Here is a 25,359-nt window from a genome sequence, read left to right on the forward strand (position 1 = left end):
ATTAGCTCATTCTTTTGCTTCCATCGAGTGTTGGAATATTTATACTTATGAACTATCGAAAATAAATATCGGCTTGGGTCAGTGTCTTCTTGGAATTCAATTAAGCATCCGCTTCACCTTTTTACGCAGAGTCTACTCGCGCTCTTTTTACTAACTCTATCAGCGATTCCGACTGTCGCTCAGGACACAGCTCTGCGTCAGGTGAAAGTCGGGGTTTATGTCAGTGAGCCTTTTGTCAGCAAACAGGGCGACATCTACACTGGCATGGCTATCGATTTGTGGAGCAGTATAAGCACACGTCTAGGGCTTGCGTCTCAATTCGTCGAATATCCGAACTATAATGCGCTGGTGAAGGCCGTTTCTCAGAGCGAAGTCGATGCGGCTGTCACCAACATTACAATCACTGAAAAACGTGCGGAAGTGGTTGATTTTACTCATCCATGGTTTGATGCAGGCCTTCGGATCATGGTTCACACCCAAGCGGGAAATGGCTGGGAAGATCTGATAGGTGACCTGGAAGATGCAGGCCATCTTGCCACCTACGCCTGGATTGGCATCGTCATTCTGGTTGCCACAGTTTTGCTTACGCTCTTTGATCGCCGGTTTGACCAGAATTTCCCACGTCGTTGGCTTGAGGGCCTGGCCGAAAGCTTCTATCACGTTGTTTCGCTTGCCACTTCCGGCAAAAGCTCACGCAAGAATCTCTTCGGTTGGGCAGGACGTATATGGCAGGCATTCTGGCTGGTTTTTGGTATTGCCGTGGTTGCTTACGTAACATCGTCCGTAACGAGCGTTATGACCGTCGCCCATATCTCCAATAACATCAACAACTTGGCTGACCTTCAAAGCAAGACGGTTGGTGTGCGTACGGGTAGTATTGCAGAGCAGACAATGGCAGCGCGCTCCATCTCAACTGTAGGTTTCGACCACCTTCCCGAAGCTGTAACCGCACTGACCAATGACGAAATCTCGGCAATCGTTGGCGATAGTCCTGTGCTTGAATATTATGTACACCAAAATGTCGATGCGCCAATCGAGATCGTGGGCAACACCTTCAGCCCTGATAAATATGGCTTCGCCTTCCCGCGCCATAGTGATCTGGTTAAGCCCGCTTCGATTGCGATCATCAGCCTTCAGGAAAGCGAAGAGCTGGCTGCGCTGAAAACCAAATATTTCGGACGGGACGAATAGTCGGAAAATACAGAAGCGTCCGAATGGTCGCTTTTGTTTTCATAGATTGAAAAGTTGATATTTAAAATCAACATTCATGGCCCGCGGCTGCTTTTCGGCACTTATCCATTTCACATGCCCCTGAAATACGGTAGGAAGCCAACCAGATAAGTCTATTTTGTCTTCAGGTGTCGAAAGCACCCAAAGGAAATGCCATGATGAACTGGGTTTTCGTGTTGCAAGGTGTAATCGCTATTGGTCTGGCAGGACTGGCCATTGCCGTCATTCTGCGTCACCGTCGCTAAAATACACGCATAAGCAGAACCATTGGGAACTTCTTGCCCGGTAAATTCGTTTACCGGGCATATAAATCCAGGGAGAAGACCCATGAAACTCACTCTTAAAGCCGCCTTGATTGCGCTGGGTGTTTTTTCTGCGGGTGCAGCGCAAGCCGCTAACGCGATTGTAACAACCAATCTTAATGTACGCACAGGTCCGGGAACGGGTTATGCCGCGCTCGGCAGCATTCCAAATAGAGCGCCTGTCAATGTGCATGGTTGCACCTCGGGTTATGGCTGGTGCCAGATTAGTTACGGCGGATTGTCCGGCTGGGCATCATCCCGCTACCTCGCCATGCGTGAAGGATCGAGCGGCGGTTACTCAGACGATTTTGGTCGCAATGCCGCTCTGATCGGCATTCCATTGATTGCTGGTGTCGCGATTGGCGCTGCCCTCAACGACCGAAACGACCGCTGGGATCGTCGTCATTATGACCGCCGTCATTGGGATCGTGGTCGCCATTGGGACCGCGGCCGTGGATGGGATAGAGGCCGCCACTGGGACCGTGGTGGAAGAAATTGGGATCGTGATCGTGGTCCGCGATTTTTCCCACGAAGCCGCTCCGGCGATGGACCCCATGGCCAATAAGACAAACAATTTCGAATTGAGAAACGCCGCAAAATTTGCGGCGTTTTTGTTATTGTACCAGGTGAAACCTAATTGCGACCTCCGAGCGCGAGGCGGCAGGCAAGCGCTGCGAACACAGTCGCCAGCAGATATTGTGGCAGCTTTCGCATAGAGGGCCGTGCTTTAATGCGATTGCGAACATGCGTACTCAAAAGAATAACGCTTCCATTCACAATCAAACCAATGCCGTTGAGCACGGTTGCCAAAACCAACATTTGTAAGATGAGGGAACCAGCCTCAGGCTTCACAAACTGGGGAAATAACGCCAGCACAAAGAGCACCATCTTCGGATTAAGCAAATTGGTAAAAAGCCCCTCACCGAACATCCGCTTCAAAGAAAAACGCCTAAGGCTCGCCACGGGTGAAAAGACAGTGCCATCTGAGCGAATGGTCTTCCAGGCAAGATAAAGGAGGTAGATGCAGCCTGCCCAGCGCACAATTTCATAGGCTACGGGTAAAACCAAAAAGAGCTGCGAAAGACCAAGGGCTGCCGCAACTGCGTGGCAATATGTGCCCACGGCAATACCAACATAGGTGAGAAAACCTGCACCCCGTCCTTGGCTAATACTGCGGGAGGCAATGAGAAGCATATCTGGCCCCGGCGTAGCAGTGAGCACGACGCAAGCAGTGGCAAAAAGCATAAGTGTGGAGAGATCCGGCATATCGTATTCCTTCGAGTTACCGGAATTCCCGTTTAGCACTTGGGAACGCAATTGCAACTGTGTCGAAGGTGATTAGCAGAATTGCTGACGGCAGCGCTAATGCTGGCGGATACGATTGCTGTAATGTGAGGTTTTTGGCAGAGGAAGATTCAATGATCCAAGTCATTGTTTTGATGGCGATCCCGACTGGATTCGAACCAGTGACCTACGGCTTAGAAGGCCGGTGCTCTATCCAGCTGAGCTACGGGACCTCACCATCAGAGCCCGGCCATAGCACAAAGCATGAGGCCGGGAAAAGCTGTTAGTGCGTCCAAGGCTGTGGACGATAGAAGCTAAAGTTATCCGAATAGGAAACCTTGCGACGCTTCACTTCATGTGGCTCGATTACGCGATAAGCGATACCGTTGCGGGTCGCATATTCAATTGCGTCTTCGCGGCTGTCGAAAGATAGGCGAATCTGACTCTTCATGTCACCGGATGATGTGTAACCCATAAGCGGCTCGACCTTACGAGCGCTTTCTGGCTCATATTCCAGAAGCCAGTTATCGGTTTTGGCTTTACCAGACTGCATTGCGGTCTTAGCTGGACGGTAAATACGTGCAACCATTTGACAAACCTTGATCTATCTCTTGAGCCCATGAAGGGCGATAATTTCACCAAGGCAATAGTTTACACGTCACACCATGTCAACGCGATAAAGGCGCACGCCACAGCATCTGACTGCGACATACTCATCTTGGCAAATTGTCTGGAAAGAATGGTCGGAGCGAGAGGATTCGAACCTCCGACCCCCTGATCCCAAATCAGGTGCGCTACCAGGCTGCGCTACGCTCCGTGCTTTGTAAGCGGCCCTTCCCTAGATAATCGCCGTGTATAAAGCAAGCGCTAAAAACAGATTTTTCAAATTTTATTCACAGTGTTACGCCACTCGGTGCGTTTATGGCTTAGCTCACAGCCAGGAACCAAGCTTGCTCTGGTGCGTTTTGTTTTCATCCTCAAATTTTCAGGAGTTTCAGAGTGAATCGCAACGGGCTTTATCTGATTATCGGTGCTCTTATTGTCGTGGTCGCAGGGTTCGCGATCTATACCTATCAGGAGGAATCAAAACCTTCCGGCATCCAAATGAAAATTGGAGAGGGTGGCGTTTCCATTCAGGAAAACTAAGCTTTTAGGCTAAGACAGGCGCGTCAACACGGCAAAAAGTTTCAAGTCTAAATCGGTTATAAACATATAAACCGATTAAGATTTCAAACGCTTACCGTTTGTGATGCAACGATTCTTCAAGGTCCATGTTATTTGCCATGCCAAGAGCCAATGGAGGATCGAAATGGATATCCAGACTTCAGATGCACTTTATCGTCGCCACGAAAATGAGTGGGCAGCATTTCGTGATGCTGTTCAGCAAAAAGAGGCGAGCCAGAAACGCGGTGAGACTGCTTCCGGTGAACCCTTTTCGGGCAACAAGGCATCCGGACAGGAATAATTCATTCCGACCCACTTAGTTAGAACGCCGCGAAAGCGGCGTTTTTTATTGCCGGAACAACGCTATAAAATCTTAAATTCAAGAAAATTCACTTGGGATTTCAATCCCGTCCGCTACCTTCTGCATATCGAAACAATTTCAGTATTTTGGGATCAGGAAATGTCGACACAGAAAGTAGCGATCATTACGGCAGGTGGCAGCGGAATGGGTGCGGCTTCCGCACGGCGGCTTGCAGCGGACGGTTTTTCCGTCGCAATCCTCTCGTCATCTGGCAAAGGCGAAGCATTGGCCGAGGAATTGGGTGGCATTGGTGTCACAGGGTCAAACCAGTCGGCTGACGACCTGAAGAAGCTCGTCGATCTCACTATCGAAAAATGGGGGCGTATCGATACGCTGGTGAATAGTGCCGGCCACGGTCCACGCGCACCGATCCTCGATATTACAGATGAAGATTGGCATAAGGGTCTCGATACTTACTTTCTGAATGTCGTACGTCCGAGCCGTCTCGTCGTGCCTTTCATGCAAAAGCAGAAATCCGGCACGATCATCAATATCTCGACTGCATGGGCTTTTGAGCCAAGCGCGATGTTCCCGACTTCAGCAGTTTTCCGTGCTGGTTTGGCCTCGTTTACAAAAGTCTTCGCCGACACCTATGCGGCAGACAATATCCGTATGAACAATGTTTTGCCGGGCTGGATCGACAGTCTGCCAGCAACAGAAGAACGCCGGGATAGCGTGCCTATGCAGCGCTATGGCAAAAGCGAAGAAATCGCTGCGACGGTTTCATTCCTTGCCTCCGAAGGTGCTGCCTACATCACGGGTCAGAACCTGCGCGTGGATGGCGGCCTCACCCGCTCGGTCTGATAAAAACCCTGGTAACGAAATGCGAAGGAAGACACGGTAGTGTCTTCCTGTCGCGATTCGGACAGGGGACATGAAAAATGGCGCCACGGAAACGGAGTTCCCGCCCGACAAAACGCTCAACCGGGCGTTCTAGCGGGCGCAAGAACAATTCAGGTTCATCCGCACCAATTCTGGCGCTTGGCGCTATTTTGGGATTGGGTGCGTTCAGCCTGTGGGCAACGGCTCAGCATAAAAGCCCGCAAGCAGCATTGACCGCCTTGTTCCAACGCACTGTCCCGACAACCACTTCGTCTGCTCCTGCCAAGGTTGAAGCCAGACAACCTGCCGAGAAGGCAGTGGTCGAAAAGAAGTCGCAAAGCAGAGATTATGCTGGCGCGGTGGGTCCGGTGCCACGCCCGGCCGCATTGGTAGCGCCCGCACCGGCCAAGCCTGTGCAGCAAGCCGCAATTGAGGTTTCAAAGCCCGCAGTCGCGACACAGAAAGTGGCTCCACCGCCGCCTCCCCCTGCATCCGCACGCGCGTTGCCTATGCCGCCGCGCGGCACCAATACGGTCGCTCATTCTCCATCGGTAATTTACGCCAAAGCAAAACTCACCATTCACAAGAATGCATGGGATCGCTCACCGGCCATCGGTACGGTCGAAAAGGGTCGCGAAATGCGCTCCTATGGTAAGACCGGCAAGTGGCATCGCGTGGTCGTGCCTTCAACCAACATGATTGGCTGGGTTCATGAAGATCAGTTGCTCGGTGGCCGTAACAAGCCCGACAGCGCACAAATGATGACCACCGGCTCGATTGCCAAGAAGACGCAAGCACCAACTCCAGCGGCACCCGTCGTGCAGAAGGCACGCATTCAGCCGCCAATGGCCGTTGGACAGAAAAACTAGGTTTTCTGTGCGGCTGTTGCCATGGCTGCGATTTGCGGATCACCCGGCAGATAGTCAAAGCCAATTGCGAGCAGCGACGAGGTATCGGCGACCATGTCGCCGAACAGCTGCTCATAAAGCATCTGTCTGCCCACAAGCGTCAGCAAAACCTTCATAAGAAAGGCTGGCACCGGCAGCAACCGTGACGGACGGCCCATTGCTTTGCGGGCTTTTGAGACAAGTTCGCGGGTTGAGCGGGGTTCTGGCTCGGCGAGATGGAAAATTTGGCCTGAAACCTGAGCTTTTTGTGCATTGACGAGAAACACCAACGCACGCGCCACATTCTCCAGCGAGACAAAACTGCGCCGGTTATCGGCCAAACCAAAGGGAAGCGGTAGTCCTGTGTCGCAAAGCTTCATTAAAGCCCGCAGATTGGCCCGTGCATGTGGGCCATAAACGAGTACCGGACGCGCAATAACCACCTCAATACCACGCATCGCAAGCAATGCTGCTTCGGCCTTCGCTTTGGCATGGCCGTAATCATCACGCTGTGAAAACGGCATATCCGGCATTAACGGCGATGGATTGCCTGCGATCGTGTAGATTGTTGAGACAAAGATAAAACGGCGTACACCGGCCTGTCTGGCTTTTTCCGCAAGCTCGACTGTCAGGCGATGATTGACAGCGTCAAACTCATCCGCCTGCGGGCGTTCGGCACCAGTTCGATGCGCAAGTGCAGCGCAATGAATGACCGCATCAACGCCGTCAAAGTCTGGCGCCAAAAGCGCATCGCGTGAAAGCGCGAGCGTTTCGTGTCCATTGCCGGCCAGCTCGCGCAGAACAGCACTTCCGATAAATCCGCCAGCTCCAGTGACAGCGACCTTCATCCCTCACCGTGACCAGCTTCGGATAAAACCTGCGCGGCAAGCGTGCGCGTTATGCGCGTTTTCTGCTCCATAGCGGCGTTATCAAGACGATCGACAATCTGGATCGCTGACAGAAGCGAGCGTTCAATGCGGCTGACCAGATAGCTCACCACATGCGGTTCAACGCTGATCTGCCGATCAGCAAAGAGCTTGTGAATAACACCACCCAGCAGCATGTCGTCCGGTTCGGCAATCTCCACCACTGTCGCCGCCTTGAGGCGCGATGCGAGATCGGGGAGTTTGACTTTCCAGTTTGCGGGCAGAAGACGCGAAGTCATCAGCAGCGATGGCCCCGGACCAAGGGCTGCATTCTGCCGAACGCTGTTAATGAGATGAAACAGGCCCGTTTCGTCAAAACGTGCGCCACCGATATTATCAATCAGCACAGGATATTCCGCAGCACCATGCACTACGCGCTCGCTGATGGATTTTGGATCAGCCAGCAACGCACCTGTTGCTGCACGCCACACTTCTGCAAGATGTGTTTTACCCGCGCCCGTCGGCCCGGCAAGAATAACCACCGGGGCAACCCAGTTCGGCCAACGGTCGATAAGATCCACCGCCGCACGGTTCGACCCCGTGACCATGATGTCTTCGCGGTGATAGCCGGGCTGATGCTCAAGGGCGAGCGGAATCTGACGCGGCGCGTCACTCATCGCTGCCTCCAGAATGTCTGGCTCCTGAAAATCTGGCCCGGTTACGTTTCAATTTCATTTCTCTTTGCCTGTATTCTCGCCCGCCTCTATCAGCGGTCCGACATCTGAATGCGAACGCTTGTAAGCAGGGTCATACATCGGAGAATGGAGATAGCGATTCAGGGCAAAACGCACAAGCACCCCGACCGCTGCCGCAGCTGGCACTGCAACCAGCATTCCAGTGAAGCCAAACAGAGAACCGAAGGCGAACAGAGCGAACATCAGCCAGACCGGATGCAGGCCCACAGACGATCCGACGAGCTTTGGCTGGAGGATGTTTCCTTCAACAAACTGGCCCAGGAAAAACACCGCGGCAACAGCCACAATCATGATCCAATCCGGCCAGAACTGGACCAGCGCAACACCGACTGCAAGCGTCAGACCAACGAAGGAACCGATATAGGGAATGAAGCTGATAAGCCCCGCAAAAAAGCCGATAAGCAGGCCAAAGTTAAGTCCGGTCAGGGTCAGGCCGATAGCGTAATAGGTGCCGAGAATGAGACACAAAGTACCCTGCCCGCGCACGAAGCCCGCCACCGCTGCATCCATGTCGCGAGCAATGCCGCGGACGGTATAAAGCTGCCTGCGAGGAACCCATGAATCGATGCGATCAACCATGCGATCCCAGTCGAGCAGCATGTAGAACGCAACCACCGGCGTAACGATGAAAAGGCCCGCAATATCAATGAGAGATTTCCCCGAATTCCACAGGGACTGGAGCAATGTGGAGAGGAAACCGGCGCCCTGTTGCAGGAGCGTGCTGAGGTTTTCCTGAATGACCGAGCTATCGATACCGATATAGCGTTTCAGCCAGCTCGAATTCTCATTGGCAAGAAGCGCCTGCAACTGCGAGATATAATCCGGTAGCTTGGAGATGAAGTCTGCGAGCTGTGTCGCAAGCACCGGTATGATGATCATCAGCCCGACGACGAGTATCATCAGGAAGACCAGCAGAATGACAATCGTTGCAGCCAGTCGCGACAGACCCAGCCGTTCCAGACGGTCTGCAACAGGATCAAGAAAATATGCCAGTGCCATGCCTGCCACAAAGGGCAGAAGAACCGGGCTGAAAATCACCAGAAACAGAAGGAATATCGCCGCAGTACACGTCCAGAACATGGCCTGACGACGAACGACAGAACCTGTAAAGCCGCCGACTTCCACATTGACGTGAATATCGCCATCCCGCGCTACAGCCTCAGCCTGCTGTATCGTCTTGGTCGTCGTGTCACGCGCAGGCGCTGGTTTCTTGGCCATTTTGATCCATTCTCTGCAAAGATATTTCCCGCGTCTCAGCTATAATATGTCGGTGTTACTATTCTCGTAAGCGCAGGCAGATAGAGATAGTTAGATCGTAGCAAAAAGATTGCAATGCTTATGAGCGCGGCGCTGGCTATGCATCGACAGGTTACTGCAAATCCACAATCGCGGAAATTTCAGCAGATTCCTGCGATGTTTTGCGCTTTTCCGGCCTTCTGGCCTTGCAGGACACGCAATCTCATGTCATTGCGCCCTCATTATTCCCCACTAGGGGCACAGCCCCGTTTCAGGCCAGTTTCAGGAGCAGGTGATGACCACGGAAAATAACCCCGCCAGAAAAAATGGACTGACTTATGCTGAAGCGGGTGTCGATATCGATGCCGGCAATCTGATGGTCGACAAGATCAAGCCACTTGTTCGCTCCACGCGTCGTCCCGGCGCAGATGGCGAAATTGGTGGTTTTGGCGGTCTCTTCGATCTCAAAGCGGCAGGTTTCACCGATCCGGTGCTGGTTGCAGCCAATGATGGCGTTGGCACAAAGCTTAAAATTGCAATCGATGCAGACAAGCACGACACTGTTGGTATCGATCTTGTTGCCATGTGTGTGAACGATCTCGTCGTTCAGGGTGCAGAGCCACTGTTCTTTCTTGATTATTTCGCAACCGGCAAGCTGTCGCCTGATCAGGGCGTAGCTATCGTCTCCGGTATTGCGGAAGGTTGCCTTCAGGCTGGTTGTGCGCTGATTGGCGGTGAAACCGCTGAAATGCCCGGCATGTATCGCGATGGCGATTACGATCTGGCTGGTTTTGCGGTTGGCGCTGCTGAACGCAACCGTCTGCTGCCGCGCGGCGATGTTTCGGAAGGCGACATCATTATCGGCCTTTCGTCGTCGGGCGTTCACTCCAACGGCTTCTCTCTGGTTCGTCGTATTGTCGAAATGTCCGGCCTTGGCTGGAAGTCTGATGCGCCGTTCAAGGAAGGTGCAACGCTTGGTGAAGCGCTGCTGGAGCCAACCCGCATTTATGTGAAGCCGTTGCTTGCCGCTATCCGTGCTTCGGATGGTATCAAGGCATTGGCCCATATTACTGGCGGTGGTTTCCCGGACAATATCCCGCGCGTGCTGCCAGAAGGTCTTGCGGCTGAAATCAATCTCGATGCAATCGATGTTCCTGCCGTATTCTCATGGCTTGCAAAGACCGGCGGTGTCGAACCACTCGAAATGCTGCGCACCTTCAACTGCGGCATCGGCATGATCGCTGTTGTCACACCAGACAAGGTGGACGAAGTGATTGCAGCCCTGACCAATGAAGGCGAAAACGTCACAACACTCGGCCGCATGGTCAAGCGTGAAGGCGAAGGCGTCGTCTATCAGGGCACGCTCAAACTATGAGCCGCAAACGGGTCGTCATTTTCATATCGGGCGGCGGCTCCAATATGGAGGCGCTGATCCGCGCTGCTCAGGCACCCGATTTTCCAGCCGAAATCGTCTCGGTTTTCTCTGATAAGTCAGATGCAGGCGGACTAGCCAAAGCGCAGGCTGCGGGCATCGAAACGCAGGTATTTACCCGCAAAGATTATGCCTCCAAGGATGCGCATGAAGATGCGATCCTTGAGGCACTTGCCGCATTGAACCCGGATATTATCTGCCTTGCAGGTTACATGCGGCTTCTTACTGCCCGGTTCATTGCGCCTTATGAAGGTCGTATCCTCAACATTCATCCTTCGCTGTTGCCGCTTTTCGCAGGCCTTCACACGCATCAGCGTGCACTCGACGCAGGCATGAAACTCGCTGGCTGCACCGTACATTTGGTGACGGAAGGCATGGATGAAGGTCCGATTCTTGCACAGGCCGCTGTGCCTATCGTCGAAGGCGATACGGAAAGCAGCCTTGCTGCGCGCGTTTTGAAAGCCGAACACAAGATCTACGCTTTGGCGCTCAGCAAATTTGCCAGCGGTGACGCGGAAACAGGCCTGTCGCAAGATGCGATGGTGATCAGCGCCTAAGTTGCAAAAGCGTGATTAAACGCGACAAATTAATCACACCCGAATATTTTTGTTAACAAAACTTTAATTCTCGCGAAAATGCCCTAATTCAGGTTCGTAAGGGAAGCTGCTTCGGCAACCCGTGAGAGTCGCATAAGCGTCTCTTTCAGTATGTGTTTATTAGAGGACAACATCATGTCTCTCCGTTTTTCGACTTCCTTCCTGTCGGCTATGGCCGTCGTTTCGGGCATTGCTATCACTGCCCCTGCTCTTGCTGCTGACTTCGTAGCGCCTCCCGGCTCAGGTCGCACCCAGCCGCGTTCGGAAGTTGGCACTCTTACTTGTGATATTTCCCCTGCAATCGGCGTCATTATTGGCAGCCAGCAGGACGTGGATTGTGTGTTCAGCCCTGTTCGCGGTCGCGGCCCGGTAGAGCACTACACCGGCAACATCACAAAAATCGGCGTAGATATCGGCTTCATCAATGGCGGCACCGTTGCATGGGCTGTCTGGGCTCCAACCGTTCGCCCTGAAGGCGCGCTCAAGGGCCGCTATGTCGGCGCATCGGCAAATGCCTCAATCGGCATTGGCGCAGGCACCAACATCCTGACCGGCGGCTCGTGGAAGACAATTTCGCTGCAGCCAATTTCGGTTCAGGGCCAGAAAGGCCTCAACGCAGCTGTTGGCCTTTCCAAGCTCAAGCTGAATTACGCAGGCTAATCCGGCCTGATACAATCAAAAACCGCGCTTAATTAAAACTAAGCGCGGTTTTTTTATTTCATCAAAGTTTTCTGATCCAGATTTTGGTGTCGTGAACCGCCAGACCGCCATATGGCGCCGCGGGCTCCGCTCCAATCAGCGTATTAATCCCCTCACCCCGCTCGAACGTGGAGTTTGGGAAAATACCTTCTGACACAACGACCCCGCGCTTTTGACCAGCGCGCAACACTGCATGAAGTACCACTTCACCACGATGATTGCCGATTTCAATCCGTTCACCATCTGCGATATCCAGTTGAGCCGCATCATCCGGGTGGATTAGAAGCTCTGGCCGGATTTCCTTCGTGAGAGATGTCGGTGTTTCCGCAAATGTCGAATTCAGGAAATTATGGGCAGGCGATGTGGCGAGACGGAATGGATGCTCGGCATCCACAGCCTCAATCACATTCCAATAGTCCGGAAACTCTGGAATGGAGTGATGTGGTCCTTGCAAGCCCATGACTTCCGGTGGTTTGTTTGGTGACGGGCTGCCGGTCCAGTCGGGACGGAAGCGGAACTTTCCATCTGGCCATTTAAAGCCATTGATGTAATGCGCTTCCTCAAATGGAGGCTGCACATCGACAAAGCGCTTTTCCTTCAAGTCATCAAAATGCGGAAGAGCGCTGTTGGCATTCATGTTGTCGATCAACGTGCGCTCGTCGACGTTAAAGCCCGGCAGATGTGCGACGCCCAGACGCTCAGCCAACTCGTTGATGACAAAGACATTCGGGCGAGCATCTGCAAGAGGCTCGATCAACTTCGGCCCCAGCACCACATGCTGCTGTCCGCCGCCACGGTAAATATCGTCATGTTCAAGAAATGTGGTCGCTGGCAACAGTACATCGGCCATTTTGGCCGTATCAGTCATGAATTGCTCATGCACGGCAAGAAACAGGTCTTCACGGGCAAAACCCTGACGCACCAGACGCTGTTCTGGCGTCACATTCATTGGGTTGGTGTTCTGGATCAGCATCGCTGTTACGGGCGGGCCGCCATATAGCGCTTCGCTATCGCCGGTAAGAATACGTCCGATCTTCGACTGATCGAGGAAACGCAGGCTTTTATCCTGCATTGCGCTGCCTTCAATCTCGCGCTTATCCATCTTGAAGATGCCGGAATTGGAATGAAACGCGCCGCCGCCCTCGTGTAAGAACGCGCCCGTCACACAAGCAATCGATGCTGCGGCGTGCATATTCACAGCGCCATTCCGCTGGCGCGTAAAGCCGTAGCCAAGCCGGAAATAGGTGCGCTTGGTCTGACCCACCAGATGTGCAAAAACTTCGATTTCCTCGACACTCAAGCCGGTGATTTCAGCTGCCCATTCCGGTGTGCGGGTTTCAAGATGAGCTTCCAGCCCTTTCGGATCGTCAGTGTAGCGATTGAGATAATCCCAGTCCGCAAGACCATCACGAAACAGGACATGCATGACAGCGCAGGCAAAAGCGCCATCCGTTCCGGGCTTAAGCACAATGCCCATATCCGCCTGTCGCACGGTCGCATTGGCGTAGATGTCGATGACAACGATCTTGGCACCGCGATCTTTTCGTGCCCGTACCGCATGGGTCATCACATTGACCTGCGTGGCTGCGGCGTTGGTCCCCCAGATGACCACCACATCCGCCTTTGCCATCTCACGCGGGTCTGGGCCTGTCAGGCTGCCGGTGCCAGCAAAATAGCCGGTCCACGCCATATTGGTGCAGAAACTGTCAAACTGGTTCGAATAGCGTTTGGCATAGCGCAGGCGATTGATGGAATCGCGCTGCACCAGCCCCATTGTGCCAGCATAGTAATATGGCCAGACGGTTTCGCTGCCATAGGTCTGTTCGGCCTTGATGAAGCGTTCGGCGATCAGATCAAGCGCGGCTTCCCAGGATGCCTGCTTCCACTCGCCGTCACCCTTACGGCCAGCACGAATGAGCGGATGTTTCAGGCGATCCGGATGATGAACACGCTCGGCATAGCGGGCAACCTTGGCGCAGATTACACCAGCGGTATAGCTGTTGTCCTTCGCACCACGGACGCGGCCGATTGTACGTTCATCCAGCAGCTCGACATCAAGCGCACAGGTGGAAGGGCAATCATGCGGACAGGCAGAATGTCCGATTTTGATATTTGATCTGGGGGATGGCTGGTTCATAGCGCTTTTTAGCGCAAGCGAAGTTCCGCAGAAACGAATTTCTGACGTATTGAACTACCTGCGACGAAATAGATTTTCAAGAAAGTCTCAAGGTAATGGCGCCGAGCACAATGAAGCCCGCAGCCAGAAAACGTGGCAGGCCCACTTTCTCTTTGAGAATAAGTGCTGAAATGAGAACACCAAACAGGATTGCCGTCTCTCTCAAAGCTGCGACGACCGCGATTGGAGCCATTGTCATTGCCCACAGTGCCAGGCCGTAAGAAGCCAAAGTGCCAATGCCGCCAATCAGCGACGGGCGCCATCGGTTACGAACATAATTGAGAAAACGATCCGGCTCACGATAAAGCGCCCAGCACCCGAGCGGAAAAGCGTTTATCAGAAACAGCCACAGCGTATAGGACAGCGTGTTACCCGATGCACGTACGCCGACACCATCAATGATGGTATAAGTTGCAATGAAACCTGCATTGGCAAGCGCAAGCAAAGCGGTTTTGCTCGATGTGCCGCCGTTACGACGTCGCGCTTCGAGCGCCATTGCAAGAACGCCGCTACAGATCAGTATAATGCCTACCCAGCCGCCCCAGCCAATGGCTTCGCCAATCAAAGGTGCGCTGACAAGTGCCACCAGCAAAGGTGGCGTGCCTCGCATGATCGGATATGCTTCGCTCATGTCGCCCGATTTATAGGCAGCTGCGACCAAAGACATGTAGAATATCTGCGTGATGGTTGAGAGGCCTATGAAAATCCAGCTCGATGGATGCGGCAGCGGCAAAAAAGGCAGGAAAAACAGCGAAATCAGACCAGCTGCACCGGTGATGCAGGCGGCTGCGAAAAATTTGTCACTGCCTCCTTTGACGATAGCATTCCAGCTTGCGTGGAAAAACGCGCCACAAAGGACAATCAGCAGTACGCTACCAGACATGGAAGACTCGACTCGGATGAGAGCAGATGATGACAGTTATATGTCACATTTGGTGAAGCAGGGATATTGCCGAAAGCGACGAGGCATGAAACAAGCGCGAACATGAATTATCGTCACGCCTATCACGCCGGGAATTTTGCCGATGTCGTCAAGCACGTCATCCTTTCCCGCATTGTTGAATATCTCAAGCGCAAGGATCAAGCCTTTCGCGTGATCGATACCCATGCAGGTATCGGCCTTTACGATCTGCGCGGCACCGAAGCTGGCAAAACCAGCGAATGGACGGGCGGGATCAGCCGTGTTTTCGATGCAGTCGAAAAAGGCGAAATCCCAGAAGCCGCCATTGAATTGTTGCAGCCTTATCTCGATGTGGTGCGCGCGGTGAACAATGGTAAAGAGCTGCGGCATTACCCCGGCTCGCCGCTTCTGACCCGTCATCTTTTGCGCAAACAGGATCGCTTGTCGGCACTGGAACTTCATCCGCAGGATGCCAAAAAGCTGGCGAAGCTGTTTGACGGCGATTATCAGGCGCGCGTCATTGAGCTTGATGGCTGGCTTTCGCTCGGCGCACATATGCCGCCTAAGGAGAAACGCGGTCTGGTGCTGGTTGATCCGCCGTTTGAAATAGAAGGCGAATTTGATCGCCTCGTTGACGGGCTGGTTAAGGCTTACAAGCGTTTTCCCGGTGGTACTTATGCGCTCTGGTATCCGGTCAAGGACCGTAAAGAGACAGAACGGTTCTCAAAGCGCCTGCGTGAAACCGAAATTCCGAAGATCATGCGCATTGAACTTGCGATTCGCGCACCATCGCTTGAGCCGAGGCTTGATGGCACTGGAATGATTGTCGTCAATCCGCCCTATACACTGGAAAGTGAGATGCAAACCCTGCTTCCCTGCCTTACCAAGTTGCTTAGTGAAGAAAAGGGGAGCAATTTCAGCATTCAATGGATACGCAGCGAGACGGATCGCACTTGACCGCTGCCCGTTGCTGAAAGAAACTGCAACTCAGCCAATTTAATAAAACGAGCATCACGCTCGAATTGTGAGACAGGATAGAGATATGCAACGCAAGTTGGATCGCATCGGACAGTTTTCTCGTGCAGCACTTCTGGCTGCATCGGTTCTTCCCCTGACGTTCGCTTCCCTGCCCGCAAATGCTGCAGATTATCTGACATCTGCACCGACAGCCGTTGGTGATGCCGGTCTTTGCAGTCAGCAGAGCATTCTGCGCAGCGTCGTTTCTGATTTCGGCTATCAGGTTCGCAACGTACCAAACCTTCCACAGGTTGGCATTTCTGCAATGAGCGATGTTCGCCTGACGCGCTATGAGCCAAAGAACAATCCAGCCCAGATCGAGCGCACCTATTGCAAGGCAACGGCTGTTCTCAGCGATGGCCAGTATCGTTCGGTTTGGTACATGGTTGAAGAAGGTCAGGGCTTTGCAGGCGTCGGCAAGAATGTCGAATTCTGCGTAGATGGCTTTGATCGCTGGGCCGTGTACGACGCAAAATGCCGCGTCCTGCGTTGATAGGATAGGCAATGCTGCGCAAACTGGCGGCGATCTCAGCCGCCGTTCTTGCCACTTCCTTTGCAGCGCTACCCGCAGTGGCGCAAGACCGGGGCAACAGTAGCCCCGGTGAATTTGATTTCTATGTGCTGTCTCTTTCATGGTCGCCAAGCTATTGCGCTTCGGAAGGTCCGAGAGCAAACAGGCAGCAATGCGGGACCAATCGCCCTTTCGGGTTTGTCGTTCATGGGCTTTGGCCACAAAACGAATGGGGCTATCCAGCCAATTGTCAGTTCGACAATGCTCGCAGCCGTGGCAGTTTTGTTCCCCGACAAATCGTTTCAAGCGTTTCGGACATCATGCCGTCCACAGGGCTTGTCGCGCATCAATGGCGCAAGCATGGAAGCTGCTCTGGCCTCCCTCAGAACGAATATTTCGCAACCGTCCGTCAAGCATATCAGCATGTGAACATCCCTCCGAGCCTTCGGAGCATGGCTGGAAACCGTCGTGTTGATCCGATGCTTGTTGAAAAAGCGTTTGTAACCGCCAATCCAGGAATGAAGCCGGACGGAATATCGGTCGCCTGCAATAGAAATTACCTTCAGGAAGTTCGCATCTGCATGACGAAAGACCTGAAGTTTCGTGCCTGCGAACAGGTCAACGCCAATGCATGTCGCAGCCGATCCGTTATGATGCCCGCGACAAGATAGTCCTAAACCTCAGGAATCGTGATGACTCAGATCCTTTATTCGCCCGCCTCGCCGTATAGCGCCAAGGTGCGTATGGCCGCAGCCCATGCAGGCATCCCGTTTGAAAGCGTGGTCGTTACCACCTCGGCAGAACCGGATAACCTCGTCAGCGCCAATCCATTGGGTAAAATCCCGACCTTGCTTACAGATGATGGCAAGTCCGTCTTCGATAGCCGAGCGATCATGCAATATTTGAACCGCGTATCGGGGAACAAGCTCTTTCCGCGCAATGCCGAAAAGCGTGCGGATGCTGAGCGTTTTGAAGCGATTGCAGACGGTTTGGCTGACGTTCTGCTCGCCCATGTTTACGAGCGTCGTATGCGCCCGGAAGAAAAAGTGCATCAGCCATGGCTGGATCTGCAATGGCGTAAGGCCGAACGAGCACTCGATCTTCTAAATGAAGCTCCACCGCGCCTTGCTGGCAAGCTGCATGGCGGTCATCTGGCGGTGGCTGCCACCCTTGGTTATCTGGGGCTGCGCTTTGAAGGCAAATGGGAGCGCGGTCGTCCGAAGCTCAAGCGCTGGATGAAGCGATTTGAAGAGCTGCATCCTGAGCTTTCAAAACTTCTGCCACACGCCTAAAGCGCCGCGCACCCTACTGGGCGCACAAAGGTCGCTCTAACACTTTATATTTACAGCATAATTTTACCTTAAACTGATTCAGTTTTAGGGAATTATGTTGCAGCGCTTTTCGCGTACGATCGTTCACTCTCGTTCGCTGAATGCCATAAAAAATCAGGCAATAAAAAACCGGGTAGTTTCCTACCCGGTTTTTCGTTCAATTACGTAGTAATTAGAACTTGTAGCCAACGCCGACGCGGATGTCGTGGGTGTCGAGCTTGTTGCGAACCGATTCGGTTCCGAGGTCGTAGGTCTTGTTACCGAACTGTGTGTAGCGGTATTCAACGCGACCAAGGATGTTGTCGGTCAGCTTAGCTTCGAGACCGGCACCAGCAGTCCAACCAACGCGGAACTTGCTTTCGTCTTCAACGCCGTTGTCGAGCTTAACCTGCGAGCCAGCAACACCTGCGGTGATGTAAGGCATAACTGGGTTCAGGTCGTAACCAAGACGGCCACGGAGCGAGCCTTCAAAGCCCTGCTTGGCTTCAAGACCATTCTTGGACTTCTTGGCCCAAGAGTAACCTGCGTCACCTTCAACACCGTATACGAACTGGTCCTGCTGGAAGTTCCAGCCAGCATATGCGCCAGCCTTCAGATCGTCAGGCTTGATTGCGCCGTCGGTGTTAGTCTTTACCTTGTTCCAGCCGTAGCCGAGGTACAGACCGGTGTAACCACCAGCCCAGCTGTACTGTGGAGCCATCTCAACAGGAGCTGGAACAGGAGGCTGTTCCATGATGGCGTCAGCAGCGAAAGCAGTTGCAGAGAACGGCAGCAGCGCAGCCGAGGCGATTACGAGAGACTTAAGAGTGCGCATAGCATTCTCCTTGACTAAATTACCTTTAGCGCGGTCCCTTATCGGGTGAGCAGCAATTTCGGGAGTGAACCGCTCATGCCGCGCTGACAGGACTGACATATCGTCGGTAATTGCGGCACGATCTGCCCCCTTCTGTGGAGAGAACCTGACGAGAAGGTGGCAAAATTGCGATGTTGCATTCTCGCAACGCTCGTTTCAGGCGCTTATATAGGAAAATAGAGAGCCACTATTTTGGGACAGAAAAAGTTGGGCCAAATCGAAACTACTGAATTTGCTAGGTTTTTGTCAGCAGTAATCGGCATCCCCCCTATTTTTAGCTGTATTTTTTCCGGCAAAATGGCATGAATCGAAGCGATGAATCACGATAAGAAAGTGTTTACCCTGTTGGAAAATCCGGAAACCAACCTGCTTGCAAATTGCCCTGTTCTGGTGACGGGAGGCGCAAGACGCATAGGAAAAGCCATTGTCGAAGATCTGGCAGCACATGGCTTTCCGGTAGCTATCCATTGTAACCGCTCAGTTGCGGAAGGTCAGGCACTGGCGGCCAAAATCGTGGCTAACGGCGGAAAAGCCGGTGTCGTGCAGGCTGATCTGGCGAATGAAAATGATGTTCGTGGCTTGTTGCAACAGGCAGAAGCGCAATTGGGACCGATTCGTTTGCTGGTCAACAATGCTTCATTGTTTGAAGACGATCGCATCGGCAATCTTGATATGCAGCTTTGGGATCGCCATTTTGCGATTCATCTGAAAACACCGGTGATCCTTGCTGAAGAATTGGCCAAGGCTCTGCCGGAAGGTGAAGACGGTCTCATTGTGAATGTCATCGACCAGCGTGTCTGGAAGCTGAACCCGCACTTCTTTTCATATACGTTGTCGAAGACGGCGCTCTGGAATGCGACGCGTACGCTTGCGCAGGCACTTGCACCACGTATTCGTGTCAATGCCATTGCTCCCGGCCCCACGCTGCCCAGCGAGCGTCAGGATATAAGTGACTTTGAATTACAGGTGAGCCATCTGCCATTGCAGCGCGCACCTGATTTGTCCGAATTTGGACGCACTATTCGCTATTTCTGGGAAAGCCGTTCCGTAACTGGCCAGATGATTGCGCTTGATGGCGGTCAGCATCTGGCATGGGAAACGCCGGATATAGCAGGAATAAAAGAATGACTGGACCACGCAAACCCAATGATGATCCTATTTCACGCCTGCCATCGGATGATGAGCAGGATGTGGCGGGCATTATCATGGGCGATGCAGAGAACGATGACGACGATGATGCTATTGAGGAAACGCCTGCTGTTGCCTCGGCGGCCGATTCCATTCAGTGGGATTCGTCAGATGGTCTGCCAGATACAAAAGGCTTAAGCGGCGCAGACATTATCAATGCTTTCGTCAAGCGTTTGCCAAATAATCCCGGCGTCTACCGCATGTTCAATAGCGATGGTGACGTGCTTTATGTCGGCAAAGCCCGCAGCCTTAAGAAACGCGTCTCTAACTATGCGCGCGGCATCGGACATTCCAACCGTATCACGCGTATGATCGGCGAAACGGCGACGATGGAATTCGTTGTTACGCGTACAGAGACCGAAGCGCTGCTGCTGGAAGCGAATCTTATCAAACGCTTGCGCCCACGCTTTAACGTTCTGCTGCGTGACGACAAATCGTTTCCTTATATTCTGCTGAGTGGCGGACATCGCGCGCCCGGCATTTTCAAGCATCGTGGTGCACGCTCGCGCAAAGGCGAGTATTTCGGCCCTTTTGCTTCTGCGGGTGCCGTTGGTCGCACGATCAATGCGCTTCAGCGCGCGTTCCTGCTGCGCACCTGCACGGATTCAGTTTTTGAAACGCGCACCCGTCCCTGCCTGCTTTATCAAATCAAGCGCTGTTCCGGCCCTTGTACGCATGAAGTCAGCGACGAGGATTATGCAGAGCTTGTCAGTGAGGCCAAGGCCTTCCTTTCCGGCAAGAGCCAGAGGGTGAAGGATCATCTGGCAGCGGCCATGCAGGCGGCGTCCGCCGATCTCGATTTTGAACACGCGGCGGTCTATCGTGATCGTCTTGCCGCACTTTCGCATGTGCAATCGCATCAGGGCATCAACCCGCAGACGGTTGAAGAAGCCGACGTCTTCGCAATTCATCAGGAAGGCGGCATGACCTGTATTCAGGTCTTCTTCTTCCGTACCGGTCAGAATTGGGGCAATCGCGCCTATTTTCCGAAAGCTGACAGCTCGCTTGGAGCAGCGGAAGTTCTCGGCGCGTTCCTGTCGCAATTTTATGATGACAAGCCCTGCCCGAAGCTCGTTCTTCTTTCAGAAGAAGTCGAAGATCAGTCGCTTCTCGCTGAAGCGCTTTCATCGCGCGCGGGACATCGCGTGCAGGTGAATGTTCCACAACGCGGCGAAAAGGTGGAGTTGGTCAACCACGCCCTGACCAATGCCCGCGAAGCGCTGGGACGTCGTCTGGCAGAAACATCCTCGCAGGCAAGACTGCTCAAAGGAATGGCCGAGGCATTCGGTTTGCCCAACGCGCCACGCCGTGTCGAAGTTTACGATAACTCGCATATCATGGGTACGAATGCAGTCGGCGGCATGATCGTTGCTGGCCCTGAAGGCTTCGTCAAGAATCAGTATCGCAAGTTCAATATTAAATCGACCGACATCACGCCCGGCGATGACTTTGGCATGATGCGCGAAGTGATCGAGCGCCGATTCTCGCGACTGGTTAAAGAACATGCTGCGCCGGAGCCAGTAATTGATACGGAAAGCTCGGAAGCCATCAACGATGCTTTCCCTGCCTGGCCCGACCTCATTCTAATCGACGGCGGTCAGGGACAGGTTGGAGCCGTGCGCCAGATTTTGGGCGAACTTGGCATAAGCCATCTTGTGACAGCCATTGGCATTGCCAAGGGCGTTGACCGCGAAGCTGGGCGCGAACGCTTCTTTATCGAGGGCAAACCACCTTTCACACTCCCCCCACGCGATCCCGTTCTTTATTTCGTTCAGCGTATGCGCGACGAAGCGCACCGTTTTGCCATCGGCACGCATCGTGCGCGTCGCAAGAAGGAAATGGTCGCCAATCCGCTGGATGAGATTTCGGGAATCGGTCCCTCAAGAAAGCGAGCACTTTTGCATCACTTCGGAACCGCGAAAGCCGTATCTCGTGCTGCAGTTGAAGATCTGATGCAGATTGATGGCATCTCTGAAGCCATGGCGAAGACCATTCACGATCATTTTCACGACCGTTGACGTAATTTTGTCCGGGTTTGGGCAGCTAATCTTCCACAGGCGTCATTACGTCCCGGTAGAACACGTCCGCAGGTGTTGATTTTCTTTGTCATCCCTGTTGATGTGCTCTCATAACGAATGCGGCGGTGCTATGCGGAAAAATCACACTCTCTCCTTGCCTAACATTCTGACTTACGGACGGATTATCGCCGTTCCGCTTGTCGTTTTGTGCTTCTTCGTGGAGGGACGTCTGCAATCCAGTGACACGTCTCGCTGGACGGCGCTTGCAATTTTCGCCATCGCCAGCATCACAGATTTCTTCGATGGCTATTTGGCTCGTATCTGGCAGCAGACATCAACGATCGGCCGTATGCTTGATCCGATTGCTGACAAACTTCTTGTTTCCGCTTGCCTGCTGTTGCTTGCAGCCGATGGAACAATTGCTGGATGGACGCTCTGGGCAGCCATCATCATTCTTTGCCGTGAAATTCTGGTATCTGGCCTGCGCGAGTATCTCGCTGAGCTGAAGGTTAGCGTTCCGGTTTCTCAGCTGGCAAAGTGGAAGACCACTGCACAGATGGTAGCACTTGCATTCCTTCTTGCTGGCCCTGCCGGGGACAAAGTCCTACCATATACGACTGAAATGGGCATTGGCCTGCTGTGGATTTCTGCGATCCTGACGCTTTACACCGGTTGGGATTATTTCCGCGCTGGCCTCAAACACGTCATGGACTAAAACTATGCGCGTAAATCTCGTCTATTTCGCCTGGGTGCGTGAGAAGATCGGCAAGGGAGAAGAGGTTATCGAACTTCCTTCCGAGACCATCAGTGTTGGGGAGCTCATCTCTCACCTCAAAAACCTCGGCGAAGAGTATGAAGCTGCCTTCGAGCATGAGACAGTCATTCGTGCGGCCATCAATCAGGAACATGCCGAACATGACGAACTCGTCAAAGACGGCAATGAAGTAGCGCTTTTCCCACCCATGACGGGTGGTTGAAATGTCCAGGCAAGCCACATGCCCGCTTTTTGTGAGCGTGCGCTCCGAGAATTTCGACGTTGCTGAAGAAATCCGCAAGCTTGGCGAAGGCCGCAAGGATATTGGTGCGATCGTTACGTTTACCGGCCTTTGTCGTGATGAAGGCGGCAAACTTTCCGCGCTTGAACTGGAACACTATCCCGGCATGGCGGAAGCAGAGATTCGTCGTATTGTCGATGAAGCAATCAGCCGCTGGCCTTTATCGGGCATTTCCATCATCCATCGTTATGGTCTTGTTAAACCAGGCGAAAACATTGTCCTGGTCGTCACGGCATCAGCTCATCGTCAGGCCGCTTTTGAAGCCGCGTCATTCCTGATGGACTTCATGAAAACTGGGGCACCGTTCTGGAAACGCGAGCATTTGATTGACGGCGGCACCGGCAGTTGGGTCGAATCAAAGGCTGAAGACGACCAAAGTCGAGAACGCTGGCAGAAGCACTGAACGCTTCTTCTTTTGGGCAAGTTGTCGCAGATGAAATTCTTTTTTACATTGGAAAGAATTTCGCTCGCGCTATTTAATGGCGAATTAACTATTTAAGCCACTAGAATATAGGGTATTTTGGATAGCGTGTTACCGCGCTGCCACAATTTTCACATGAAGCGGCGTTTATTGTCTGCCTCATGAATCTTGATGCCATTGAGCTTGGGCCAATGAACCAATCGACAGATTGTTAGCGCCGCTCAAAAGCACATGACAACAAATGCGGGGAACGGAAGTTTCGGATTTGGCGATGCTAAAAGGACTGACGAAAACTCTTTCAATCGTGGCAGCGCTCACTGCGGGCATTGGCGTGCTCGGCGGTGCTGCCATGTTTTTTACGACGTCCATGCCGACTGCCAGTATTGCCGCTGACAAGACAATCAGCGGTAAGGTTGTTTATCGCGAGCGCATCGCTCTCCCACCAGAAGCGCACCTTGTTGTGCAGCTCACTGATGTCTCTCTTGCCGATGCGCCATCCAAGACCATCGGAGAAACGCGGATAGAAGCACCGCAGGGATCGCCAATCCCTTTTGCAATCAATTTCGATACTGATGAGATCGAGCCGCAACACACCTATGCCCTTCAGGCGCGCATTGTTGCAGGTGATACGCTTTGGTTTGTAACCGACGAACGTTACACAGTTGACCCGAAGAATCCTCAGGAACCAATTGAACTTAAAGTCGTGATGGTTCGTAAAAGCGCGGATGAATCGGTTGCTATTGGTATTGAAGGCAAGGATTGGCTCGCGGAAGATATTCAAGGCGGCGGCGTAGTCGATACTGCCCAGACCACCCTTCTAGTTGATTCAAACGGCACTGTCAGCGGCTCGGGTGGCTGCAACCGCTTCATGAGCAAGGCGACGATCTCGGGCAGCAATATTTCATTCGCCGAGATCGGCTCCACCTATATGCAATGCCCGCCTGCGCTGATGAATCAGGAACGCAAATTCCTCGATGTGCTTGGCAAAACGCGTTCATACAAAATGGATTCTGGAAAACTCGTCCTGATCGATGAAGGTGGTGACGAGTTGGCAAGGCTTGCACAAAGCCTTTGATAGCCTCAATGCTTAAATAAAAAAGCCCGGTCGCGAGACCGGGCTTTTTCAATTCATCTATCAGCAATTAGCCGACGATTTCAGTGCCCGAGAACCAGTAAGCGATTTCTTCAGCAGCTGTTTCAGGAGCGTCCGAACCGTGAACCGAGTTTTCGCCGATCGACAGAGCGAATTCCTTGCGGATCGTACCAGCGTCTGCGTTTGCAGGGTTGGTTGCGCCCATGACTTCACGGTTCTTGGCAATTGCGTTTTCGCCTTCGAGAACCTGAACGATGGTTGGGCCGGAAGACATGAATTCAGTCAGTTCGCCAAAGAAAGGGCGTTCCTTGTGAACAGCGTAGAAGCCTTCAGCTTCACGCAGGCTCATCCACACGCGCTTGGAAGCGACAACGCGCAGACCAGCTTCTTCGAGCTTAGCGGTGATAGCACCGGTCAGGTTGCGGCGGGTCGCATCAGGCTTGATCATGGAGAAGGTACGTTCGATTGCCATTATGACACCTTGTTTGATGGAAAATTTGAAAAGTGAGGCTCTATAGCGTTGATAGCCTCAATTGCCAAGGGGTAGCCCCTCAGCCTTGCCTCTTATCATCTTGAGACGGCAGAAAATTGACTGCATAGATGTGTAAATTCGATTCACATGCGGGGGAAAGATGGAACAGCACTTTCAAATGTTCGCCTATTATAATCGCTGGGCCAATGAACTGCTCTATTCCGCAGCGGCCGATCTGAGCGATGTGGATTACAGGCTCGACCTTGGCCTTTTCTTCGGCTCGATCCATCGTACTTTCAATCATCTTCTGGTGACGGATCGCATCTGGATGAAGCGCTTCACCGGCGAAGGTGATCACCCCAACCAGCTTGATGCCATCATAACCGACGATTTCATCAAGCTACGGGATATGAGGAAGGCAGAAGACGAACGTATCTGCAACTATGTTGAAAGCATGAATGCCGCACAGCTCGCAGGACGCTTCACCTATATGACGGCAACCAATGTGCGCACCATCAGCCAACGCGTCGCGCCAGCACTCGCTCATCTCTTTAATCATCAGACGCACCATCGCGGGCAAATTCATTCAGCACTCACGCGTTTGAGCGCGGATGCGCCGTCACTTGATCTCATTCAGTTTCAGCGCACTGAAGCAGGACGCCGCTTCGCCTGATATTGGTTCAGATGAT

At 53.0% G+C, this 25,359-nt stretch carries 29 protein-coding genes and 2 tRNA genes; 20 read left to right on the forward strand and 11 right to left on the reverse strand.

What is annotated here, in order from left to right:
• The first annotated feature begins 201 nt into the window (after window positions 1–201).
• The gene (locus tag QSJ70_RS10810) at window positions 202–1,191 is read left to right on the forward strand and encodes a transporter substrate-binding domain-containing protein (protein ID WP_247645072.1); all 990 of its coding nucleotides are present in this window, start codon (window positions 202–204) and stop codon (window positions 1,189–1,191) included.
• 366 nt (window positions 1,192–1,557) lie between these two features.
• A complete protein-coding gene (locus tag QSJ70_RS10815; RefSeq protein WP_285536292.1) occupies window positions 1,558–2,097 on the forward strand; it encodes an SH3 domain-containing protein in 540 nt (179 codons plus the stop codon).
• A gap of 68 nt (window positions 2,098–2,165) precedes the next feature.
• On the opposite strand, the gene QSJ70_RS10820 is transcribed toward QSJ70_RS10815, so the two are convergent.
• The 4 genes from QSJ70_RS10820 to QSJ70_RS10835 all read right to left on the reverse strand — a co-directional run bounded on the left by QSJ70_RS10820 (window position 2,166) and on the right by QSJ70_RS10835 (window position 3,633).
• The gene (locus tag QSJ70_RS10820) at window positions 2,166–2,798 is read right to left on the reverse strand and encodes a LysE family translocator (RefSeq protein ID WP_285536294.1); all 633 of its coding nucleotides are present in this window, start codon (window positions 2,796–2,798) and stop codon (window positions 2,166–2,168) included.
• 174 nt (window positions 2,799–2,972) lie between these two features.
• Window positions 2,973–3,049, reverse strand: a tRNA-Arg gene (locus QSJ70_RS10825).
• A 50-nt stretch (window positions 3,050–3,099) separates the two neighbouring features.
• Entirely contained in the window at window positions 3,100–3,405 is a 306-nt protein-coding gene (locus tag QSJ70_RS10830) for an ETC complex I subunit (protein WP_007874386.1), read from the reverse strand.
• Between the two features lie 151 nt (window positions 3,406–3,556).
• Window positions 3,557–3,633: transfer RNA gene (locus QSJ70_RS10835), tRNA-Pro, on the reverse strand.
• 182 nt (window positions 3,634–3,815) lie between these two features.
• Between QSJ70_RS10835 and QSJ70_RS10840 the strand changes: the two genes are divergently transcribed.
• The 4 genes from QSJ70_RS10840 to QSJ70_RS10855 all read left to right on the forward strand — a co-directional run bounded on the left by QSJ70_RS10840 (window position 3,816) and on the right by QSJ70_RS10855 (window position 6,032).
• Entirely contained in the window at window positions 3,816–3,962 is a 147-nt protein-coding gene (locus tag QSJ70_RS10840) for a hypothetical protein (protein ID WP_285536297.1), read from the forward strand.
• Window positions 3,963–4,125: 163 nt separating this feature from the next.
• Complete coding sequence (locus QSJ70_RS10845) at window positions 4,126–4,281, forward strand: hypothetical protein (protein WP_007874380.1); 156 nt, start codon at window positions 4,126–4,128, stop codon at window positions 4,279–4,281.
• A gap of 159 nt (window positions 4,282–4,440) precedes the next feature.
• The gene (locus QSJ70_RS10850) at window positions 4,441–5,145 is read left to right on the forward strand and encodes an SDR family oxidoreductase (RefSeq protein WP_007874379.1); all 705 of its coding nucleotides are present in this window, start codon (window positions 4,441–4,443) and stop codon (window positions 5,143–5,145) included.
• A gap of 77 nt (window positions 5,146–5,222) precedes the next feature.
• Entirely contained in the window at window positions 5,223–6,032 is an 810-nt protein-coding gene (locus QSJ70_RS10855; protein WP_105518357.1) for a hypothetical protein, read from the forward strand.
• Here the strand turns inward: QSJ70_RS10855 and QSJ70_RS10860 are convergent.
• From QSJ70_RS10860 to QSJ70_RS10870, 3 genes are read right to left on the reverse strand one after another with little or no spacing between them, the layout of a single operon-like run.
• Window positions 6,029–6,898, reverse strand: a complete 870-nt coding sequence (locus QSJ70_RS10860) for an NAD-dependent epimerase/dehydratase family protein (protein ID WP_285536302.1) — start codon at window positions 6,896–6,898, stop codon at window positions 6,029–6,031. The genes QSJ70_RS10855 and QSJ70_RS10860 overlap by 4 nt on opposite strands.
• Window positions 6,895–7,605 carry a DnaA regulatory inactivator HdaA gene (hdaA, locus tag QSJ70_RS10865; RefSeq protein WP_171380035.1) on the reverse strand — a complete coding sequence of 237 codons (711 nt, stop codon included), beginning with the start codon at window positions 7,603–7,605 and terminating at the stop codon, window positions 6,895–6,897. The genes QSJ70_RS10860 and hdaA overlap by 4 nt, the downstream gene beginning before the upstream one ends.
• Before the next feature lie 42 nt (window positions 7,606–7,647).
• The gene (locus tag QSJ70_RS10870; protein ID WP_285536304.1) at window positions 7,648–8,889 is read right to left on the reverse strand and encodes an AI-2E family transporter; all 1,242 of its coding nucleotides are present in this window, start codon (window positions 8,887–8,889) and stop codon (window positions 7,648–7,650) included.
• 313 nt (window positions 8,890–9,202) lie between these two features.
• On the opposite strand from QSJ70_RS10870, the gene purM reads away from it, so the two are divergent.
• The 3 genes from purM (at window position 9,203) to QSJ70_RS10885 (ending at window position 11,595) form a co-directional block, all read left to right on the forward strand.
• Window positions 9,203–10,282, forward strand: coding sequence for a phosphoribosylformylglycinamidine cyclo-ligase (gene purM, locus QSJ70_RS10875; RefSeq protein WP_007874370.1), 1,080 nt, complete (start codon window positions 9,203–9,205; stop codon window positions 10,280–10,282).
• A complete protein-coding gene (gene purN / locus QSJ70_RS10880) occupies window positions 10,279–10,896 on the forward strand; it encodes a phosphoribosylglycinamide formyltransferase (protein WP_285536306.1) in 618 nt (205 codons plus the stop codon). The genes purM and purN overlap by 4 nt, the downstream gene beginning before the upstream one ends.
• A gap of 174 nt (window positions 10,897–11,070) precedes the next feature.
• Window positions 11,071–11,595, forward strand: a complete 525-nt coding sequence (locus QSJ70_RS10885; RefSeq protein ID WP_007874368.1) for a DUF992 domain-containing protein — start codon at window positions 11,071–11,073, stop codon at window positions 11,593–11,595.
• 61 nt (window positions 11,596–11,656) lie between these two features.
• On the opposite strand, the gene QSJ70_RS10890 is transcribed toward QSJ70_RS10885, so the two are convergent.
• Together QSJ70_RS10890 and QSJ70_RS10895 are read right to left on the reverse strand one after the other, a co-directional pair.
• Complete coding sequence (locus QSJ70_RS10890) at window positions 11,657–13,771, reverse strand: molybdopterin oxidoreductase family protein (RefSeq protein ID WP_285536309.1); 2,115 nt, start codon at window positions 13,769–13,771, stop codon at window positions 11,657–11,659.
• A gap of 76 nt (window positions 13,772–13,847) precedes the next feature.
• On the reverse strand, window positions 13,848–14,693 hold the full coding sequence (locus tag QSJ70_RS10895) for an EamA family transporter (RefSeq protein WP_007874366.1): 846 nt from the start codon (window positions 14,691–14,693) through the stop codon (window positions 13,848–13,850).
• Between the two features lie 102 nt (window positions 14,694–14,795).
• On the opposite strand from QSJ70_RS10895, the gene QSJ70_RS10900 reads away from it, so the two are divergent.
• The 4 genes from QSJ70_RS10900 (at window position 14,796) to QSJ70_RS10915 (ending at window position 17,531) form a co-directional block, all read left to right on the forward strand.
• A complete protein-coding gene (locus QSJ70_RS10900; RefSeq protein WP_285536312.1) occupies window positions 14,796–15,668 on the forward strand; it encodes a 23S rRNA (adenine(2030)-N(6))-methyltransferase RlmJ in 873 nt (290 codons plus the stop codon).
• 85 nt (window positions 15,669–15,753) lie between these two features.
• Window positions 15,754–16,221: a hypothetical protein gene (locus QSJ70_RS10905; protein ID WP_064320413.1), complete on the forward strand. Its 468-nt coding sequence runs from the start codon at window positions 15,754–15,756 to the stop codon at window positions 16,219–16,221.
• Between the two features lie 11 nt (window positions 16,222–16,232).
• Window positions 16,233–16,910 (forward strand): ribonuclease T2 family protein, encoded by a 678-nt coding sequence (locus QSJ70_RS10910; protein WP_112805012.1) that lies wholly within the window; start codon window positions 16,233–16,235, stop codon window positions 16,908–16,910.
• Window positions 16,911–16,931: 21 nt separating this feature from the next.
• Window positions 16,932–17,531 carry a glutathione S-transferase gene (locus QSJ70_RS10915; protein WP_285536314.1) on the forward strand — a complete coding sequence of 200 codons (600 nt, stop codon included), beginning with the start codon at window positions 16,932–16,934 and terminating at the stop codon, window positions 17,529–17,531.
• A 211-nt stretch (window positions 17,532–17,742) separates the two neighbouring features.
• On the opposite strand, the gene omp25 is transcribed toward QSJ70_RS10915, so the two are convergent.
• Window positions 17,743–18,384, reverse strand: a complete 642-nt coding sequence (gene omp25 / locus QSJ70_RS10920) for an outer membrane protein Omp25 (protein ID WP_007874355.1) — start codon at window positions 18,382–18,384, stop codon at window positions 17,743–17,745.
• Window positions 18,385–18,738: 354 nt separating this feature from the next.
• Between omp25 and QSJ70_RS10925 the strand changes: the two genes are divergently transcribed.
• From QSJ70_RS10925 to QSJ70_RS10950, 6 genes are all read left to right on the forward strand, one after another.
• Entirely contained in the window at window positions 18,739–19,551 is an 813-nt protein-coding gene (locus QSJ70_RS10925; RefSeq protein WP_113485091.1) for an SDR family oxidoreductase, read from the forward strand.
• Complete coding sequence (gene uvrC, locus QSJ70_RS10930; protein WP_285536316.1) at window positions 19,548–21,629, forward strand: excinuclease ABC subunit UvrC; 2,082 nt, start codon at window positions 19,548–19,550, stop codon at window positions 21,627–21,629. Before QSJ70_RS10925 ends, uvrC begins: the two co-directional genes overlap by 4 nt.
• 130 nt (window positions 21,630–21,759) lie before the next feature.
• Window positions 21,760–22,344 (forward strand): CDP-diacylglycerol--glycerol-3-phosphate 3-phosphatidyltransferase, encoded by a 585-nt coding sequence (gene pgsA / locus QSJ70_RS10935; RefSeq protein ID WP_007874352.1) that lies wholly within the window; start codon window positions 21,760–21,762, stop codon window positions 22,342–22,344.
• Window positions 22,345–22,348: 4 nt separating this feature from the next.
• A complete protein-coding gene (gene moaD / locus QSJ70_RS10940; protein WP_285536318.1) occupies window positions 22,349–22,606 on the forward strand; it encodes a molybdopterin converting factor subunit 1 in 258 nt (85 codons plus the stop codon).
• 1 nt (window position 22,607) lies between these two features.
• Window positions 22,608–23,087, forward strand: coding sequence for a molybdenum cofactor biosynthesis protein MoaE (locus QSJ70_RS10945; protein WP_285536320.1), 480 nt, complete (start codon window positions 22,608–22,610; stop codon window positions 23,085–23,087).
• A gap of 289 nt (window positions 23,088–23,376) precedes the next feature.
• Window positions 23,377–24,180 carry a YbaY family lipoprotein gene (locus QSJ70_RS10950; RefSeq protein ID WP_007874349.1) on the forward strand — a complete coding sequence of 268 codons (804 nt, stop codon included), beginning with the start codon at window positions 23,377–23,379 and terminating at the stop codon, window positions 24,178–24,180.
• A gap of 67 nt (window positions 24,181–24,247) precedes the next feature.
• Here QSJ70_RS10950 and ndk read toward each other — a convergent pair whose 3' ends face one another.
• Window positions 24,248–24,670 (reverse strand): nucleoside-diphosphate kinase, encoded by a 423-nt coding sequence (gene ndk / locus QSJ70_RS10955; RefSeq protein ID WP_007874342.1) that lies wholly within the window; start codon window positions 24,668–24,670, stop codon window positions 24,248–24,250.
• 160 nt (window positions 24,671–24,830) lie between these two features.
• Between ndk and QSJ70_RS10960 the strand changes: the two genes are divergently transcribed.
• Complete coding sequence (locus tag QSJ70_RS10960; protein WP_007874340.1) at window positions 24,831–25,343, forward strand: DinB family protein; 513 nt, start codon at window positions 24,831–24,833, stop codon at window positions 25,341–25,343.
• Window positions 25,344–25,359 lie beyond the last annotated feature (16 nt).

It is taken from the genome of Brucella sp. NBRC 12950 (assembly GCF_030268145.1).
Classification (GTDB): Bacteria; Pseudomonadota; Alphaproteobacteria; order Rhizobiales; family Rhizobiaceae; genus Brucella.